This window comes from uncultured Bacteroides sp., assembly GCF_902472605.1.
In the GTDB taxonomy this organism is placed as follows: Bacteria; Bacteroidota; Bacteroidia; order Bacteroidales; family Bacteroidaceae; genus Phocaeicola.
On sequence record NZ_CABROP010000008.1, the window covers coordinates 34,315 to 51,995 of the forward strand.

General features: G+C 44.8%; 13 protein-coding genes and 3 tRNA genes. 1 reads left to right on the forward strand and 15 read right to left on the reverse strand.

What is annotated here, in order from left to right; translation table 11 throughout:
* Positions 1 to 29 precede the first annotated feature (29 nt).
* From RDP42_RS03100 to RDP42_RS03170, 15 genes are all read right to left on the reverse strand, one after another.
* A complete protein-coding gene (locus RDP42_RS03100; protein WP_308762484.1) occupies positions 30 to 1,850 on the reverse strand; it encodes a RagB/SusD family nutrient uptake outer membrane protein in 1,821 nt (606 codons plus the stop codon).
* A gap of 24 nt (positions 1,851 to 1,874) precedes the next feature.
* Entirely contained in the window at positions 1,875 to 4,964 is a 3,090-nt protein-coding gene (locus RDP42_RS03105) for a TonB-dependent receptor (RefSeq protein ID WP_308762485.1), read from the reverse strand.
* Positions 4,965 to 5,483: 519 nt separating this feature from the next.
* On the reverse strand, positions 5,484 to 5,771 hold the full coding sequence (locus RDP42_RS03110) for a transcriptional regulator (RefSeq protein WP_308762486.1): 288 nt from the start codon (positions 5,769 to 5,771) through the stop codon (positions 5,484 to 5,486).
* Positions 5,765 to 6,382 (reverse strand): hypothetical protein, encoded by a 618-nt coding sequence (locus RDP42_RS03115; protein WP_308762487.1) that lies wholly within the window; start codon positions 6,380 to 6,382, stop codon positions 5,765 to 5,767. The genes RDP42_RS03110 and RDP42_RS03115 overlap by 7 nt, the downstream gene beginning before the upstream one ends.
* Positions 6,383 to 6,600: 218 nt before the next feature.
* Entirely contained in the window at positions 6,601 to 7,989 is a 1,389-nt protein-coding gene (locus RDP42_RS03120; RefSeq protein WP_308762488.1) for a cytochrome-c peroxidase, read from the reverse strand.
* 48 nt (positions 7,990 to 8,037) lie between these two features.
* Positions 8,038 to 8,820, reverse strand: a complete 783-nt coding sequence (locus RDP42_RS03125; protein WP_308762489.1) for a cytochrome c biogenesis protein CcsA — start codon at positions 8,818 to 8,820, stop codon at positions 8,038 to 8,040.
* A gap of 42 nt (positions 8,821 to 8,862) precedes the next feature.
* Positions 8,863 to 9,612 (reverse strand): cytochrome c biogenesis protein ResB, encoded by a 750-nt coding sequence (locus tag RDP42_RS03130; RefSeq protein ID WP_308762490.1) that lies wholly within the window; start codon positions 9,610 to 9,612, stop codon positions 8,863 to 8,865.
* A 255-nt stretch (positions 9,613 to 9,867) separates the two neighbouring features.
* Positions 9,868 to 11,181, reverse strand: coding sequence for an L-fucose:H+ symporter permease (fucP, locus tag RDP42_RS03135; protein WP_308762491.1), 1,314 nt, complete (start codon positions 11,179 to 11,181; stop codon positions 9,868 to 9,870).
* A gap of 39 nt (positions 11,182 to 11,220) precedes the next feature.
* Positions 11,221 to 12,564 (reverse strand): rhamnulokinase family protein, encoded by a 1,344-nt coding sequence (locus tag RDP42_RS03140; RefSeq protein ID WP_308762492.1) that lies wholly within the window; start codon positions 12,562 to 12,564, stop codon positions 11,221 to 11,223.
* Complete coding sequence (locus tag RDP42_RS03145; protein WP_303911550.1) at positions 12,561 to 13,199, reverse strand: class II aldolase/adducin family protein; 639 nt, start codon at positions 13,197 to 13,199, stop codon at positions 12,561 to 12,563. The genes RDP42_RS03140 and RDP42_RS03145 overlap by 4 nt, the downstream gene beginning before the upstream one ends.
* Before the next feature lie 77 nt (positions 13,200 to 13,276).
* The gene (fucI, locus tag RDP42_RS03150) at positions 13,277 to 15,049 is read right to left on the reverse strand and encodes an L-fucose isomerase (RefSeq protein WP_308762493.1); all 1,773 of its coding nucleotides are present in this window, start codon (positions 15,047 to 15,049) and stop codon (positions 13,277 to 13,279) included.
* 113 nt (positions 15,050 to 15,162) lie between these two features.
* Positions 15,163 to 16,149, reverse strand: coding sequence for a GntR family transcriptional regulator (locus RDP42_RS03155; RefSeq protein ID WP_308762494.1), 987 nt, complete (start codon positions 16,147 to 16,149; stop codon positions 15,163 to 15,165).
* 154 nt (positions 16,150 to 16,303) lie between these two features.
* Positions 16,304 to 16,376 (reverse strand) — tRNA-Lys (locus RDP42_RS03160).
* A gap of 11 nt (positions 16,377 to 16,387) precedes the next feature.
* Positions 16,388 to 16,462: transfer RNA gene (locus RDP42_RS03165), tRNA-Cys, on the reverse strand.
* Between the two features lie 29 nt (positions 16,463 to 16,491).
* Positions 16,492 to 16,563: transfer RNA gene (locus RDP42_RS03170), tRNA-Cys, on the reverse strand.
* Between the two features lie 208 nt (positions 16,564 to 16,771).
* Here RDP42_RS03170 and rfbA point away from each other — a divergent pair.
* A complete protein-coding gene (gene rfbA / locus RDP42_RS03175; RefSeq protein WP_308762495.1) occupies positions 16,772 to 17,665 on the forward strand; it encodes a glucose-1-phosphate thymidylyltransferase RfbA in 894 nt (297 codons plus the stop codon).
* Positions 17,666 to 17,681 lie beyond the last annotated feature (16 nt).

Consider the following 17,681-nt stretch of genomic DNA (forward strand, 5'->3'; position numbering starts at 1 on the left):
CAGCTTCTTATATTCAACAAAATATGAAATTAGTTAGCAGAATTACCATGCATATTCGTATTGGTAGAAAGTTCTGTTGAAGGTATTGGCACACGTAAATGACGAGAATAATCAAACGTCTGAGTACCAGTCAAGTTAGTCTGTTCAACCTGAAGGGCATTTTTATTCTTCAAGTTATTCAACATGATACTCTGATCCGGGTCATTCGGATTATTGTACCATCTCATCAAGTTGAAGAATCTCCAGCCTTCCCAATACAACTCTACAGAATACTCATGTTTCAGAATTCGACGTACGGTATTCAATTCCATGCCTTCGCAAATGACATTACCATTTGTTCCAACCACTCTACCTACAACCGGATGATCCTGCAACAGTTCATCGACAGTAGGCAATGTACCACCTTTCAAATAATCTTTACCAGCATCAGCCTCAGTCGTATTGAACGCTTCGGTATTGTTATTCGCACGATCACGCACCATCTGAATGTATTTTTTAGCTGTTGCCTCATCGTTGTCAGCTTCCAGACAGCACTCTGCATACATCAACAGAATATCTGAATAACGGATAAGACGGTCATTGATACCACTCTGTTCTTTACTTCTCACTTGATCAAGACTATACTTACGGCAGCCAAACCATTTTCCTCTCCATTCATCAAATGTATCGCCTGAGAACAAAACCTCATAAGGAATCCAGCTACCAGACTTTCCTAAGAAATTACAACCGTCTGGAATATACATACCCAAATAAGCACGAGGGTCAATAATATTTCCATTCTCATCACGTTCAAACTCATTGTACAGGGCCAAAGAAGGCTGTCCATTCCACCATCTGGCAGACTCAGTAGAGTTAGGCGCACTCATTTCCAATTCACGGATTGTATTTTGACCGGTTACAACCCAGTCATTTAAGTCACCATTAGCTGCAGGGTTAAAACCGTCTGTTTCTACACTCTGACAGAATTGTACCTCAAACAAGGATTCTGAATTGTTTTCATTATCTTCTGTGGCATTGTCACGATAATTATCCACCAATGAATATTTACCGGAATTAATAATCTGCCACAACACGTCTTTGGCCAAGGCCCATTCTGCATCTCCAGCCTTAGCTGTTCCATCCAATATCGGACGAGCCATATATGTCTTTGCCAAAAAGGCAAGTGCAGAACCTTTGGTGGCACGACCTTCATTCTCTGTACCTTCGTATGACCAGTCGGTAAGCAACTCTGAGGCATCCTGGAAGTCTTTTATCATACGCTGATAAATAACACCTGGTTCAGCAGGAGCCAACATATAATCCCCTTCACCGGTAGTCACATAATCACGGTCAGGAATTTCGTCTCCCCAGAAATACACCAGATAGAACCGGCTCAATCCACGCAGGAAGATAGCCTCTCCTTTTAACCGGTTATATAACTTCTTATCATCTTCATTGCTCAAATCAAAAGCTCCATCTTGGTTTGCTTCCAATTTTTCAAGCGCTAAATTAGCCGCATACTGCAATACGTACAAATCCTGGTAACAAGTTGATACACTACCCAGGTCCGCGTTCACGTTATACTGAGACAATCTCGCTGTTTCAGGTTCACCAGCAGCCGCTCCACTTGTAAACACATATTCATCACTACGTGCATTCAGCATGAATGGCATCCAACGAGCCCATCCACCAGCTCTTTGAAGAATGTTATACGCTCCATTTACCGCATAAGTCAAATGCTCTTTTGTATTATAATATGTAGCTTCGTTTTCTGCGGAAGGATTATTAAAATCCATGTCAGGCTCACATGAACTCATTGTCATTAATAATGAGCCTAAACAAATACCCATATATGTTTTAAGATGTTTCATAATTTTCCGATATTTCATTGTTATTTAAAATGTCAACTGTAAACCAGCAAAGAATTCACGGTTAGCCCAATAGGTATCTCCAGAGTAATAATAGGCTCCATCTACACCACGATTCAAAGTTGAACCATTGTTAGGTACCTGCGGGTCAAACATGGAATATCCTGTAATAGTGAACGGATTCTTTACACCTAAATACAAACGTAAAGATTCAATGTGAGCTTTCGAAATCAATGCTTTGTCAAAAGTATAGCCCAGTGTAATACGGTTACAACGGAAGTAAGAACCATTTTCAATAAAATAGTCGGATGCCATTGTGTGATTACCATTCGGGTCATTCAGAACGGCACGGGGAACATCAGTATTCACATTGGCCGGCAATGTAATAGTTTCACCTCCAGCAGTTGTAAAGGTTACATCTTCTGCACGGAAACGATTGTTCATATCTGCCATCTGGTTCTTTGCAGCATAACCACCCATCAACTCTGTTTTCCAGTTATTATAAATCTGGTTTCCAAAGTCACCTTGCCACAACATTGAAAAATCAAATCCTTTATATTCTGCCGTAATATTCAAACCAAAAGAGCAATTCGGTAAAGAAGAACCGATAAATGTCTTATCGTCATCTGTAATTTGTCCGTCACCATTCAAGTCCACGTATTTCAAGTCTCCGGCTGCAGCAGAAGGTTGAAGACGTTCTCCCTTGCTATTTACATAGTTAGCGGCCTCTTCATCTGTACGGAACAAACCATCTGTCTTATATCCCCAGAATTGAGCTACTGGCTGTCCAACTACCGTCATCGTCACATTACCTGTACTACAAGCACCACCGGCAAGTGAAGCATTATCACCCAAACTTGTTACTTCATTCCGATAAAGAGAGAAATTAGGAGAAATAGTCAATTTCACATCCCCAATCTGCTCACGATAAGTAGCTGAAAGTTCGATACCCCAGTTCTTCATGCTACCCACATTAGAATACATGGTATTGATATTACCTGTTGATTTAGGCAACTGTACGGCAAGCAACATATCGGTTGTCTTACGATTATAATAATCGAATACCAAGCTGAATTTATTATTAAACATATCAAGGTCGAAACCTACACCTGCATCTCTGGTTGTTTCCCATGATAAATCTGGATTAGCAAAATTTTCAATCAATGGGGCAGATGCATTAGAAGCAGTTCCCTCAGGATTAATCTGGTTAGGACCAAAAGTATAATATCTGTTGTCGGTTACCACTACTGACTGATAATCATACCGTCCAACCGCATTGGCACTACCAATCCAACCCAATGTGGCACGAAGTTTCAAGTTGTTCAACCAACTGGAAGTGGCATCTTTCATCCAAGATTCCTCGCTTACTCTCCAACCTACAGAGAATGATGGGAAATATCCCCAACGATTGCCTTTCTTGAATTTAGAAGATTCATCTGCACGGAAATTGGCAGTAATCATATATTTGCTGTTGTATGAATACATCACTCTGGCCAGATAAGAAAAATAAGCTTCGTTATACTGTGAACTCGTGATGTTCTGACTATCTGGGAAACGACTTTCCGGACCGAAATCTGCATATTCATTGCTACGACCAGAAATACCCGTAGACCATCCGTCAAATTTTTCTGAAACCACGCCGACAACTCCTGACAAAGTATGCACATCATTAAAAGTCTTATCGAAAGTCAACAAGTTTTCAATAATCTCATGTCCGCTTCCTCCTTTTGTTGTACTTTGTGAATTATATGACTGTCTTCCATTAGCGGTTCCAAGATCATGTTCCGGAACGAGAGTGGCATCATTGTTTCTGGCAAATGAATAGGTATAAGTCAAACGGTATTTCAACCAGTCAAAAATCTTTATTTCTCCAAAAATACTTCCCAATGCACTGATGGAACGATTGCGAAGCTTTTCATTTCTTAAGAACCAGATCTGGTTGACCAAGTCATTTCCGTCACGTCCATTGTTACCAGTCAAGAAGAAACTACCATCTTCATTATATACTGGCAGGTTGGAAGGAGTCTGCAAAGTATTCATCAAAGAGGCACCCGTAAAGCCATTTGTTCTGCTATAATTGGCAAAGATACGACCACCGTAAGTAAAACGACCCACAGTACCTTGTACATTGGCATAGATGTTATCCACTTTCACATCTTCTGTATGCATCTTATCATCATTGTCTGCATGTGTGGCACCAATACGATAGCTGGCATATTTACTACCTCCACTTACTGACAAGTCATATTTCTGATAGTTTGTATTGCTAAAATATTCATCCCACCAGTCTGTGCTACCAAGCGGGTTACTTGGATTTGCCACACCTGTCGGAACTGTTTTATTCCATGTGCCATTGGCAATTGCATTCGCATCAGAAGAATTATAATAAAGTTCATTTACATAAACGGCATAGTCATAAGGATTCAACATGTCTACCTTACTTGTATTTGAACCAAAACCGGCATATGCATTAAAACTTACTTTCGGTTTTCCTTCAGCTCCCTTTTTCGTAGTGACCACAATTACACCATTTGCACCACGCACACCGTAGATAGCACACGAAGCCGCATCCTTCAACACCTGAATAGACTCAATTTCATTATCATTCGGAATGTTACCAGAGGCGTCAATGATACCATCTACTACCCACAGCGGGTCTGTACTACCTGTAATAGAAGAAGTACCACGAATACGAATCTTACCACCTGATACATTCACACCTGCCGTACTTCCCTGCAAAGCATCTGTAATTCCACCCGGAGACTTCAAAACTTCCTTTGGGCTTAAAGTGGCAATTGCTGAAGTCAAATCTTCTTTTTTCTGAGTACCATATCCTACTACTACGACATCATCCAGTAATTGCGTGTCTTCTTTCAACGTAACAGTCAGGTCTGTTCTGCCAGCAACCGAAATTTCCTGACTTTTATATCCTACAAAAGATACCACAATCACTGAATTAGAAGGTACATTCAATGTAAATCCCCCTTCAAAATCTGTAATTGTACCATTAGTCGTACCTTTCTGAAGCACACTCGCTCCAATAACCGACTCCCCAGTTCCATCTTTAACGACTCCTTTTACGGTAATATTTTGGGACAAAGCCCATAAAGGAATCATACAAAACAATATGAATAGCCATGTCAGGCGTAAATTAAAAGAGTTTTTCATTATAGTTGTATGTTTAAAAGTTAATAAATTTCTTTCTTACTTACCAAGTAATAATTCTTCCATTATTATTACTTCATCCTCCATTATTCCTTGTTGTGTCCATACGCATTTCATTTAAGATTACACATTTATAAATCATTTAACATGTCGCAAATGTAATTCTTAATAAATGAAAGAAATTATACCATATTACAAACTCGCATATTGCATGTTACATCCTACTCACACGTGTAACATTTTCTTTATTCTGTGATACATTTAGGCTATAAAACATAAAAAAGGCCTTTTCAAGGCCATAAAAAACGCCTTTGCGTTTCATCTGAAACACAAGGACGTTTGAACCAAAACGCAAGGACGTTTTACTTGAAACGCAAGTGCGTTTAAAACAAAACGCAAGTACATTTGATACCAAACGTACTTGCGTTTTTTCACGAGACATTATATGCCCCTAAAAGCCCTCCAAAATCCTCAAAATCCCGGAAGGTATTCTTTCAATGCCTCCACATATTCCGCCATGGCCTCCCTGCCTTTCGGAGTCATCCGGCAAACGGTACGAGGCTTCTTGCCCACAAAGCTTTTCTCTACTTCGATGTAACCGACCTCACTCAGTTTGTCGAGCTGCACACTGAGGTTGCCGGCTGTGGCCTGGGTCTGCTCTTTCAGATATACGAACTCAGCCTCTTCCACCGACAAAAGAATCGACATCACCGCCAGCCGCAACTGGGAATGGAGCAACGGATTTAATTCCTTCAACATACCTGACGCGCTTTACGGTTCAGATAATGGCCGGGCAAAACCATCATCACCAAAAACGACAATCCGAAATACAGATTCCAGTCGACCGTAGAAGACTGGTGGATGGTATAAGCCATCAGCATATAAATGGCAAAACAGAAAGCCACCAGCGGACACCACGTCACCAAGCGGCTACGGATAACCACACCGGTAATGGAAACCCCAATGCCGCAATAAAGCAGGGACAGAGGAAGCATCAGTGAAAAATCCACTCTTCCATAATAAAAGGTCAGCAGGCACATGACAAACACCGTCTGCACAAACAGACTGCCTATCACTTTCCAGACCTGCATAATGGCACGGTCTGTATAAGTAATCACCTCAGCCACCTGCCGACGCTGTTCCCAAAGCATGAAGCCCCAGAACAAAAACATAGTGAACCAACCAAAGTTCCAGCGAGCATCACCCGTGTAGTACACCAACAAGAACAACAAGACTGAAAGGGCGGTAGTGAAATAACCCCAGTAAAGAAACTGGTTACCACTGCCCACCTCCAGATTTTTCCGTGTGGAATGAATCATCTGCGAAATCAATTCCAGACTTTCCCGTTCTGATAATTTCTTTTCTTCCATAAGGCACTCATTTTAGAGGTTTCAAACTAAATATAGTTTATTTTATAAACCATAAACTGATAAATAAAAGCAAGGAGGCGCGCTTCTCTCTTGCTTTCACCACAAAGATAAATAAGTTTATTTTATAAACCAAATAAATCAAGAAGAAAAATAGATAAAAAAGCCGCTCCAGTCTTCCCGACTGAAACGGCCTTCAGGTAGATTATAAAGGTATAGTCTTATTTCTTCAAGTCATTCGCATTGGTCAACAACTTGCCCTCATATTCTCCGGTCAAGGTCTTCAAGAATGCCACAATCTGTTTCACTTCCTGCTGTGACAGGTTCACACCGACTTCATATTTAGCCATAGCTACCACCGCATCTTCCAGTGTAGCCTGAGTAGCATCATGGAAATAAGGTGCAGTCAGTGCCACGTTACGCAAACCGGGCACTTTAAAGCGGTGACGGTCTCTTTCGTTCTTGGTTTCCTTGTAACGGCCGTTGTCTTCTACGGTCAGTTCCGTACCACGGTCGGCAAAGTAGTCAGCTTTGATTCCCATCAGTTCATACGACTGTCCACCCATGTTTTCACCGACATGGCAAGTAGCGCAGTTGTATTTCTTGAACAAATCGTATCCGGCCACTTCTTCTGCATTCATGGCTGTCTTATCTCCTTTCAGGAACTTGTCGAAACGAGAATTCGGAGTCAGCAAGGTTCTTTCAAACTCCTGAATGGCATTCGTAATGTTGGCCTCGTTAATGCCGTCAGGATATACTTCCGTAAATGCCTTGCTGAATGCGGCATCTGCTTTCAGCTTATCACAGATTTCATCGAATGACTTGCAAGCCATTTCTACCGGATTCAAAGGAGGTCCGGCTGCCTGGTCGGCCAACGTAGCCGCACGTCCGTCCCAGAACTGCACAAAGTTATACAATGCATTGTAAACTGTCGGAGCATTTACCCCTCCGTGCTGTCCACCGACACCTTCTGAGAAAGCTTTGTTGTCCACACCACCGGTATTCAATCCGTGGCAAGAAGAACAAGACACAGTGTTATCGGCCGACAGACGTACGTCATGGAACAACATCTTACCCAATATCACCTTACGCATATCCACCGGCACGGAATCCTGTACCGGACGAACAGCCTCGTTCGCCCACTGCTTATCGGCCAACAGATTCGGATAGGAAGCCGCACGTTGAGATTTCACCCAAGCAAGTGCCATCTGTGTCTCCGTATCGGTCAGCGAAGAACCCCAGTGAACGAGGTAATACTTGGCCAACGGCATCGTACCATCGGCAATCACTTTTTCCACCTTGGCCAGATCCACTTCATTGATTTTTTCGCCCTTCTTCAATGCCTCTACCATCGGAGTCATGTCAAAAGAACGATAGCCCAGGCGGACATCTTCTTTCACCAGTTTGCCTGCTATCGGGAAGCCCGCATAGAAAGGCAACTTCGGATTGGCTGAATGGCAAGCCATACAGCCACTACTTTCAATGATTTCTTCCATTTGCGCATTACTTTCCAGGCTGGCTGAAGGTGCTCTATTCACCAACCGGTACACTACGCATAGTACGATGACTACCACCAGTACGGAAAGAATAATCTTCGAACTTTTTTTCATAAAAAATGAATTTAAAAATTAAACAACCAGTATATATTATAAATAAGACTATGAACGAGAATACAAGTGCACACTTTGCCGGGCCGCCGGAAGGTAATTCACCCCGTACCAGCACATCTGGAGCGAGAGGAAAGACACAATCAGTATCCAGTAAAGCGTACGGGCAGAAGCACTTCTGAACAAACGCAGGTGTACATACAGCAGGTAACCGGTCCAAGTCACTGCCGCCCAAGTCTCTTTCGGGTCCCAGCTCCAGTAATGCCCCCAAGCTGCCTTTGCCCAAATGGCCCCGGTAAGCATTCCCACCGTCAGAAAGGCCAGTCCGGTATACACCAGCTTATCGGCTGCCTCCAGATAATTGGACCGATGTTTGAAAAGTCCCATACACGACAGGATGAAGGCGCATCCCAGCACAGAATAAGAAAACATATAGATGGTGACATGGGGAATAAACCACGGACTCTGCAAGGCAGGCATGAGCGACTGGTCATGAATCTCCGGTTTCAGGATATTGACAAGGGCAAAGACCGCCCCCACCACCGTAGAAAAGCACAAAATCCAAGGATATTTCCAACGGATATACGTCAACAAGCCGGAGACGCCCATAAAAAAGGAATACCATAACCGAGTTTCTCCCATGGTGCGCAAAGGAGGACGCTGCAAGTATATCCAAAATCCGGCAATAAACACTCCAAAGACCAGAATGCCCAACAATGTCAGCAAGATGGCCCAACGGCTCCGTTCCCTGGAGAACAAAGCAAATGCCGCACCGCTTGCCCACAAAACAATCGCCGACAGGGCAAACCATTCAAAATTATTCCACGTAATCATTTAAGCAAAACATTAGTTTTTTAAGTCTAGTCATCTGAATTCTTAGTATGAAGCTCTTCGTTGCCTGTTCGGCCCAGCCAGGAACAACAGGCAACTCCCGCACAACAACATTACAATGCCCAGCCACATAAGATATTTCAAAGGCTCACGCACAATTTGAACCACACAATACTGCGGTTCGGGTGACCGTACATCGTAGGAAGTCAGATAATAATCGTCCATCCAATTGGCCGCATAAGGATGATTCACTTCCAAATGAGCCTGTTTCCCATCTATCGTGACCTCGGCAAAGAAATGACGAGGAGCTCCATTAGGATAATGCTCTACCGTAAAATCTGTCAATTGCAATTTTTGAGGCAGATAAACCTTAGCCCCCTGCTCTGTAAAGGCTTCATTGGTAGGCGAAGTCCGGAATACGGGAATACGCAAGGTCTGTTCTTCGGCACTGCCAATGAATCCAGCGAAAAGAGCCAGCCACAATCCCGCATGATTGAGCACGAAACGCCACCGGTTCCGCCCCGGAAGGAAACATCTCCTCAGGGTAACCATTCCCAAATGAGTGAGCAACACGAACAGACTCATCACAAAAATCCAGGAAGAGGTAAAATGGTAACATCCCAAACGGGAAAGCACGCCCGATTTTTCCGCCATTTCCTGTGCAGAAAGTTGAGGAAACAATCCGATTACCAGACAACCGGCCAAAAACCAGCCCAATGTCCAGCAAGTACACCGCGGGGAAAGCCATAGTCTGACAGCCTCGGAAGAACGCTTCTCCTTATATGCATACCACATTCCTCCTATCCAAAGTAAGGCCAAAAGGAAATCCAGTGGAAAAGTGAAAAAGGCAAACGGAAAATTGCCAAAAACACATTGAACCACCACGGAAAACAATAATAATAAAACGAATAGTAAGTCAGTCTTTAAGTTCATACATCCATGATTTATGAAACTATTGCAAAGATAAGAACTTAATTGAACTTTACAACAAAATTGTAAAGATAACAAACCTATTTCCTCTTAAAACGAGGAAACAAGTTTGCCAATTGCTTATTTTTCCTGACGCATCCGGTGACCGTACACCACAATGACCAAAAAACAAATCAGAGGGAGTACGAAAGATACATTCACTGCCGGCAGCCCCAGCAAGGTCTTGCAGTCTATCAAAGAAGCTTGCAAAGGAGGCAACACCGATCCTCCCAAAATGGCCATAATCAATCCGGCGGCCCCGAACTTTGCATCATCACCCATACCTTTCAGGGCAATGCCGTAGATAGTGGGAAACATCAGTGACATGCAGGCAGAAACTCCCACCAGGCAATACATGCCATAGATATTCTGCAAGAAAATCACCCCTAAAATGCACAAGGAAGCCCCAATGGCAAGCACCTTCAACAACTTACCCGGATTGACATATTTCAGCATCAAGGTACAAACAAAACGACTGATACAAAAAATCACCATAGCGATAATATTGTATTTCTGCGACAAAACCTCAGCTGCCTGTTCTTCCATACCTTGCAACATAAACAAACGGGTGCCATACTGAATGATAAAAGTCCAGCACATAATCTGCGCTCCTACATAGAAGAACTGTGTCACTACCCCATAACGGTAGCGCTTGACGGCATACAGACGCTTCAAGGTAGGCACAAAATCAATGGAATGGGACTGGTCGGCATTCTTAGGCATACGGGTCAGGCGAATGACAAGAAGCATTACCAGTATCACCACTCCAATAGACAAATAAGGGGTGATGAGTATAGTCAGGTCTGAATCGCGAATCGCCTCAAATTCAGACTGACTAAGCTGGGCACGCCCGGCGGTGTCCAGCGGATGAAGCTGGTTCTGGATAAAGTTCATGGCCACAAACATCCCCATCAAAGAGCCTATGGGATTGAAGGCCTGTGCCAGATTCAAGCGGCGGGTAGCGGTTTCCTCCGTTCCCATCGACAGAATATAAGGATTGCAACTGGTTTCCAAGAAAGACAGTCCGCATGTCATAATGAAATAAGCCAGCAAAAAAGGATAATAGTTACCGGTCAGTTTGGCTGGAAAAAAAGACAAGGCCCCCAAAGCATACAGCCCCAGACCCAACATGACTCCCGCCTTGTAGGAATACTTGCGGATAAACATCGCCGCCGGGAAAGCCATGGCAAAATATCCGCCGTAAAAAGCGACTTGCACCAAGGTTCCGTCGGTCACGCTCATCCTGAATATTTTGGAAAAAGCCTTGACCATGGGATTGGTAATGTCATTGGCAAAGCCCCACAAGGCAAAACAAAAGGTAATCAGAATGAAGGGAATCAGGAAATTCACCCCATCCTTCTTTAATATAGATTGGTTATTCGATGTATTACTCATGGTATCAGATTTTAATAAAGTCAGCAGGTGACCATTCGGTTACTTGATTTGTTGCATGATATTTCCGATGGCAGTCGCTTCCACCGGTCCTTCTACTACGGGAATGCCAATGGCCTCTTCCGTCAACCGGTTCAGGTATTTGTTCTGACTTCCTCCACCTATGACATACAGTTTTGTGACCGGCTCCGGCAAAAGCCGGTTCAAAGCTTCCACCCCCACCTTATAGCGCAAAGCCAGCGAACGAAGCACACATTTCACAAACTCTCCCTGGGTGACAGGGGGGTTCTGACCCTGAGCCACGCAATAAGTGGTAATGGCATCTGCCATACTTACCGGACACTGGAAAGCTGCTGCATCCACATCTATCAACGCCTCCGTTTCCGCACCTTCCGCAGCCGGCAACAAGGTGGTATAGGCTACATCTTTCCCTTCATCCTTCCATTCCTGCATCAGCTTCTGAAGTATCCACAGCCCAGTGATGTTCTGCAAGAAACAAATCTGTCCGTCTCTTCCACCCTCATTGGTAAATCCTGCCAGCCGGGCGGCTTCCGTCAGAATCGGTTCATTGTTCATGACTCCCAGCAAAGACCAGGTACCCGAGCTCAGGAATGCCACTTTCTTTCCATCCACAGACGAAGGAACCACACTGGCTGCACTGGCTGTGTCGTGTGAAGCCACGGCTATTACTTCCACCTCATAATCTATTCCTATCTGTTCCTTGATTTCCTGTTTCAGAAAACCCCGTGAGGTTCCTGGCATAACCACTTCACCAAAAAGATGCTCCGGAAGCCCCAGTTCACGAATCAGCTTGAAATTCCACGTACGTGCCTTGGCGTCCAGCAGTTCCGAGGTAGAAGCAATACTATATTCATTGTTGGCTACCCCTGTGAGATAATAGCTGAACAAATCAGGCATGAACAACAACTTATCGGCCACCTTCAGCTGAATATTATCTTCCTTCTGTAGGGCATACAACTGGAATAAGGTGTTGATAGCCATTACCTGTGTACCCGATTCCGCATAATGTGCCGCCACATCCACCTTCGAGAAGAACTCCTCGGGCATACCGTCCGTACGGTTGTCACGGTAGCAGACCGGATTTCCCAACAGATTTCCCTGCCGGTCTATCAATCCGAAATCCACTCCCCAGGTATCGATACCGATACTCTTCAGGACATATCCTTTCTCCACCGCCTTGCGGATGCCCGTCTTCATCTCCTCAAACAAGGAAAGGAAATCCCAGTAAATACGACCTCCCATCCGCACCTGACGATTGGGAAAACGATACACCGTATCCAGCTGGAGTTCATCACCGGAAAGGTAGCCGGCGATTACTCTGCCGCTACCTCCTCCGAAATCAATCGCTAAATATGCTTCTTTCATTTGGTCTTCTTTCCTAAAATATAGGTATCAAGGTCATCAATCTCTTCCGGTGTCAACGTCTTGTACTTTCCCCCGGAAAGCACGATGATACGACATGCCATTTCAAAGAACATCGCTCTCTCAAAAGCCTGGTCAAAGTCTTTTCCGCAGACCACTTGTCCATGTTTCTGCAACAACACCGAATTATGCGACTTCATGGCTGCAATCACCGCCTCAGCCAGTTCTTTGGAACCCGGACGGAAATACGGGATGACTGGAATCTCCGCACCGACATGGCACGGCACTTCTGCCGTCACATTGAAATCCTTCGGGGTATCTTCCATGCATGACACCACCGTGGCATAGGGAGACTGGAAATGAAGTACCACATTTACCTCCGGACGTTCTCTCAACACTCCCAAATGAAATACACTTTCCATAGAAGGTTTCACGCCATTCAGTACCTCGCCTGTATCCAAACGGCACACAGCCACTTTATCCTTTGTCAAGGACGGAACCCACGAGCCAGTGCCAGATACCAGCACTTCTTCGCCTACGCGCCATGAAAGGTTACCACTGCTGCACACCGTCAATCCGGCATCACCTACCCGATGCGCCTGTTTCAAAAATTCTTCAATATGTTCGTTTGTAATCATAATTTTCTCAAGAATGGAAATAAAGCCGGAACCAACGGGTTTTCCCATCCGTTCCGGCAAGGTAATTAAAATATGAGTTATTTATAAATAGGACCGTAATTCTGGCAAGCCCGGTAGTCGGCTCCTTCCTTATCCATACCGAACGCATTCCATGCCGCCGGACGGAAAATCTTATCGTCTTCCACATTATGCATGCAGACCGGAATACGCAGGATAGAGGCCAGCGTAATCAAATCTTGACCAATGTGTCCGTAGCTGATGGCTCCATGATTAGCGCCCCAGTTGTTCATGACAGAGTATACATCCTTGAAAGCGGGTTTGTCGCACAAGCGAGGTACAAACCAAGTGGTTGGCCATGTACGGTCAGTTCGTTCATCCAGCAGCTTGTGGATTTCCGGATCGATTTCCACCGTCCATCCCTCGGCTATCTGAAGCACCGGACCCAGTCCTTTTACCAGATTCAAACGGCTCATGGTGACAGGCATGCCTCCCTTTGACAAGAAGTTGGAAGAGAAACCACCTCCACGGAAATAATCTCTATTGGCCGGATACCAAGTAGTAGCTTCCAGACATTTTTCCACTTCGCCTTCCGTAATTTCCCAAGACGGTTTCATCGCCGGATGGCCATTGGCGTCGGTCTGCTGTCCTGTTCCATCCAAGGTGGTCGCTCCGGAATTAATCAAATGGATGATACCATTCTTTGCCAATCCGGTCAGTTCCTTGCCTGTAACCCGTTTCACGGCTTCCGGACTCCAATAAGTACGCACGTCAGAGAAAATCTGTGCACGATTAGTCAACAAATGACCGAACAGCATGGCTACTCCGTTGCAAGCATCATTTTCAGTGGCCACCACGTAAGCCTCACGGATACCGTTCCAGTCAAAGGAGGTATTCAACAAAGCTTCCGAGAAATCCCCGTTCGGATAGAAATCGGTCCACTGACGCTGTCCCTGAAAACCGGCTGCAATGGCATTGTGTCCCAATGCCTCTTCCTTGAATCCCATTTCTCTCAACTTCGGATTACCGGTCATCAAATCACGCATGATGAGGGTCATCTTCACAATAAATTCCCAGTCGGCATCCTTCTCTGCACGTGTCTTGACCTTGGCTTCCACATTAAAGTCTTTCCCTTCATTCTTCTTGCAGTATTTCTCGGTCCATGCCATCGCCTTGGCATATTCTTCTTTATCGTAAATCCCTTCGGTCATACGACGGATAATCTCGGTCAAATCGACCGACTCACAACGCATGCCCAAGTATTCCTGGAAGAAATCCGGATTGACAATTGAACCGGCAATACCCATGGACACACTACCCATGGAAAGATAAGATTTACCTCTCATAGTTGCTACTGCCTGAGCCGCACGGGCAAAACGCAAAATCTTTTCCGCCACATCGGCCGGAATGGTATTGTCATCCAAATCCTGTACGTCATGCCCGTAAATACCGAATGCCGGCAGTCCTTTTTGTGCATGCCCGGCCAACACCGCAGCCAAGTATACCGCCCCCGGTCTTTCCGTACCGTTGAATCCCCACACAGCCTTCGGATAGTAAGGATTCATATCCATCGTTTCAGCTCCATAACACCAGCAGGAAGTCACTGTGATGGTAGCACCTACGCCTTCCCGTTCAAACTTCTCGGCACAAGCCGCACTCTCAGCCACACGACCGATGGTAGAATCGGCAATCACGCATTCCACCGGACTTCCGTCACCGTTTTTCAAATTAGAAGATATCAGTTCGGCTACAGCTTTCGCCAGATTCATCGTTTTTTCTTCAAGGCTTTCACGAACGCCACCCTGACGTCCGTCAATTGTGGGACGAATCCCAATTTTGGGGTACTTTTTCATTGCTTAGATTTTTTACAAAGTTAAACTTCTATTTATATCTGTCTCTTTCAATTATCCATACTGAACTGTGCTGAAACAGCCGTACAAAAAAGACACTCTGTTCCTCCTTCTTTTCAAACAGAGCGCCGAAGATGCACTTCCGTAGAAAGAAACTCCTGCACCGGCTCACCTGTCAAAATAAAACGGGCAGCCTTCCGACCCATTTCTTCCCAGTCAATACTAAGCGCCGTGATTCCGTCATCGATTACCTCATAGGCGGGCGTGTCGTTATAGGCAATCAATCCAAAATCGGTGCCACATTTCAACCCTTCCTTCCTGCTCCGCTTGATGACGTTTACCACATCTGTCTGCCGGATGACGATATACACCACCCCTTTTTCAATCTGCTGAATCTCTTCGTCGCTCACTACCTCTGCCACCATATGGTTGTCACGACAATAGGCTTCAAAACTCCACACGGAAGTCTGAGGATGCTTAGACTCCTGAGGCAACTGAAACACCATCTTGCGATAACGCTTCAAACGTTCCGTCAATTCAGACAAAGCCCTATAAAATGCCTCATCAAAATCCTGGCAGATGTAAGAACGGTTCCCTTTTTCAAACTTGCCAAAATCGAGCAACAGAAGCCGCGAAGACGGGATTTTGTCAAACAAGGGAGAAAATGTCTCGTTGTCAAAATTCATGACGACATAATAGTTGTATCTGCCAATGGCTTCCTGCAAAATGGTATTGAATATATGTTCATTATACTGATGAAACCAAAGATCTACCTTGTAGGAAACAGAAAGTTTCTTGATAAAACTATTATATAAGGTATTCTTAAAAGGAGAATACTCATCCAATAGCAGAAAGATTTTCTCTTGCCGGTTAATGACATAATACCCTTTTCCCGGAGTGGAATCAATCAACCGACGCTCACGCAAAGCCGCAAAGGCCTTGAAAACAGTGTCACGCGACACATGATAAGTTCTGCTCAACGCATTGATAGAGGGCAGACTGGTATCCGTACGATATTTCCCTATCAGAATATCTTGCTCAATCATATCTGATAGTTGCTTTACCTTGGTAGACTGCTGTCCGAATTTCACATTCTTTTCCATATCAATGCATTATCTGTGCTGAACCATGCTGATACAAAGGAAAAGATTTTATACGGAACCACAAAAGAATACCTTATGTTAAAAAACAGATTAAGGAAAATTACAAAGCACCAAAAAAAATGGTTTCAAGAAACCTTCTTGAAACCATCCTTTGTACACCCTCAGGGATTCGAACCCTGGACCCACTGATTAAGAGTCAGTTGCTCTACCAACTGAGCTAAGAGTGCATCTTGTTGTTTGGAGGTTCCTGGCGGATTCGAACCGCCGTGCACGGTTTTGCAGACCGCTGACTAAGCCACTCATCCAAGGAACCGAATGTGCTCTCTTTTTGGCTAATTTGCGAGGTTCCTGGCGGATTCGAACCGCCGTGCACGGTTTTGCAGACCGCTGACTAAGCCACTCATCCAAGGAACCAAGATGTTCGCTGCACTTGTTTTTCTCAAATGCGTTGCAAAGGTACAACTATTTTTCAAACTTACAATACCTGAAGAAAGGAATTTGTATTTTTCTTTACAAAAAGCACCCCAACCCTCTCTTTCACCTTAATGATAATAGGCAGAAACTTTGAGTTCTCACAAAAAACTTTTTTCTTTGCATACAACTAACTATAAAACATGCAACCATGAAAGGTATTGTTCTTGCAGGGGGATCGGGCACCCGACTCTACCCTATCACCAAAGGAGTTTCCAAACAACTTCTTCCAGTTTTCGACAAACCCATGATTTATTACCCGATATCGGTCCTGATGCTGGCGGGAATCCGCGACATTCTGATTATTTCTACCCCAAACGACCTTCCAAGCTTTCGCCGGCTACTGGGCGATGGAAGCGATTTCGGAGTTCACTTTGAATATGCCGAACAACCTTCACCCGACGGACTGGCACAGGCTTTTCTGATTGGAGAAGAATTTATCGGAAAGGAGGCGGTCTGCCTAGTCCTGGGAGATAACATCTTCCATGGAAACAGTTTCACGGTCATGCTGAAAGAGGCTGTCCGTACGGCCGAACAAGACGGAAAAGCGACCGTCTTCGGCTATTGGGTCAGTGACCCGGAACGCTATGGAGTAGCAGAGTTCGACAAAGAGGGCAATTGCCTCTCCATTGAGGAAAAGCCTCAGCATCCCAAATCCAACTATGCGGTGACAGGCCTTTATTTCTATCCGAACAAGGTGGTGGAAGTGGCCAAACAAATCAAACCTTCCGCCCGTGGGGAACTGGAAATCACTTCGGTGAACCAGCGTTTCCTGTCCGACGGACAACTGAAAGTACAAACCCTTGGAAGAGGATTCGCCTGGCTGGATACCGGCACGCATGATTCGCTGGCAGAGGCTTCCACCTATATCGAAGTCATTGAAAAGCGGCAAGGACTGAAAGTGGCCTGCCTGGAAGGCATCGCCCTGCGTCAGGGATGGATTACTCCAGAAAAGATGCGTGAACTGGCTCAGCCCATGCTGAAGAACCAATACGGGCAATACTTGCTGAAAGTAATTGACGAACTGCAAAAGAACAACCTTTAACTGGTTTTTAAATCCT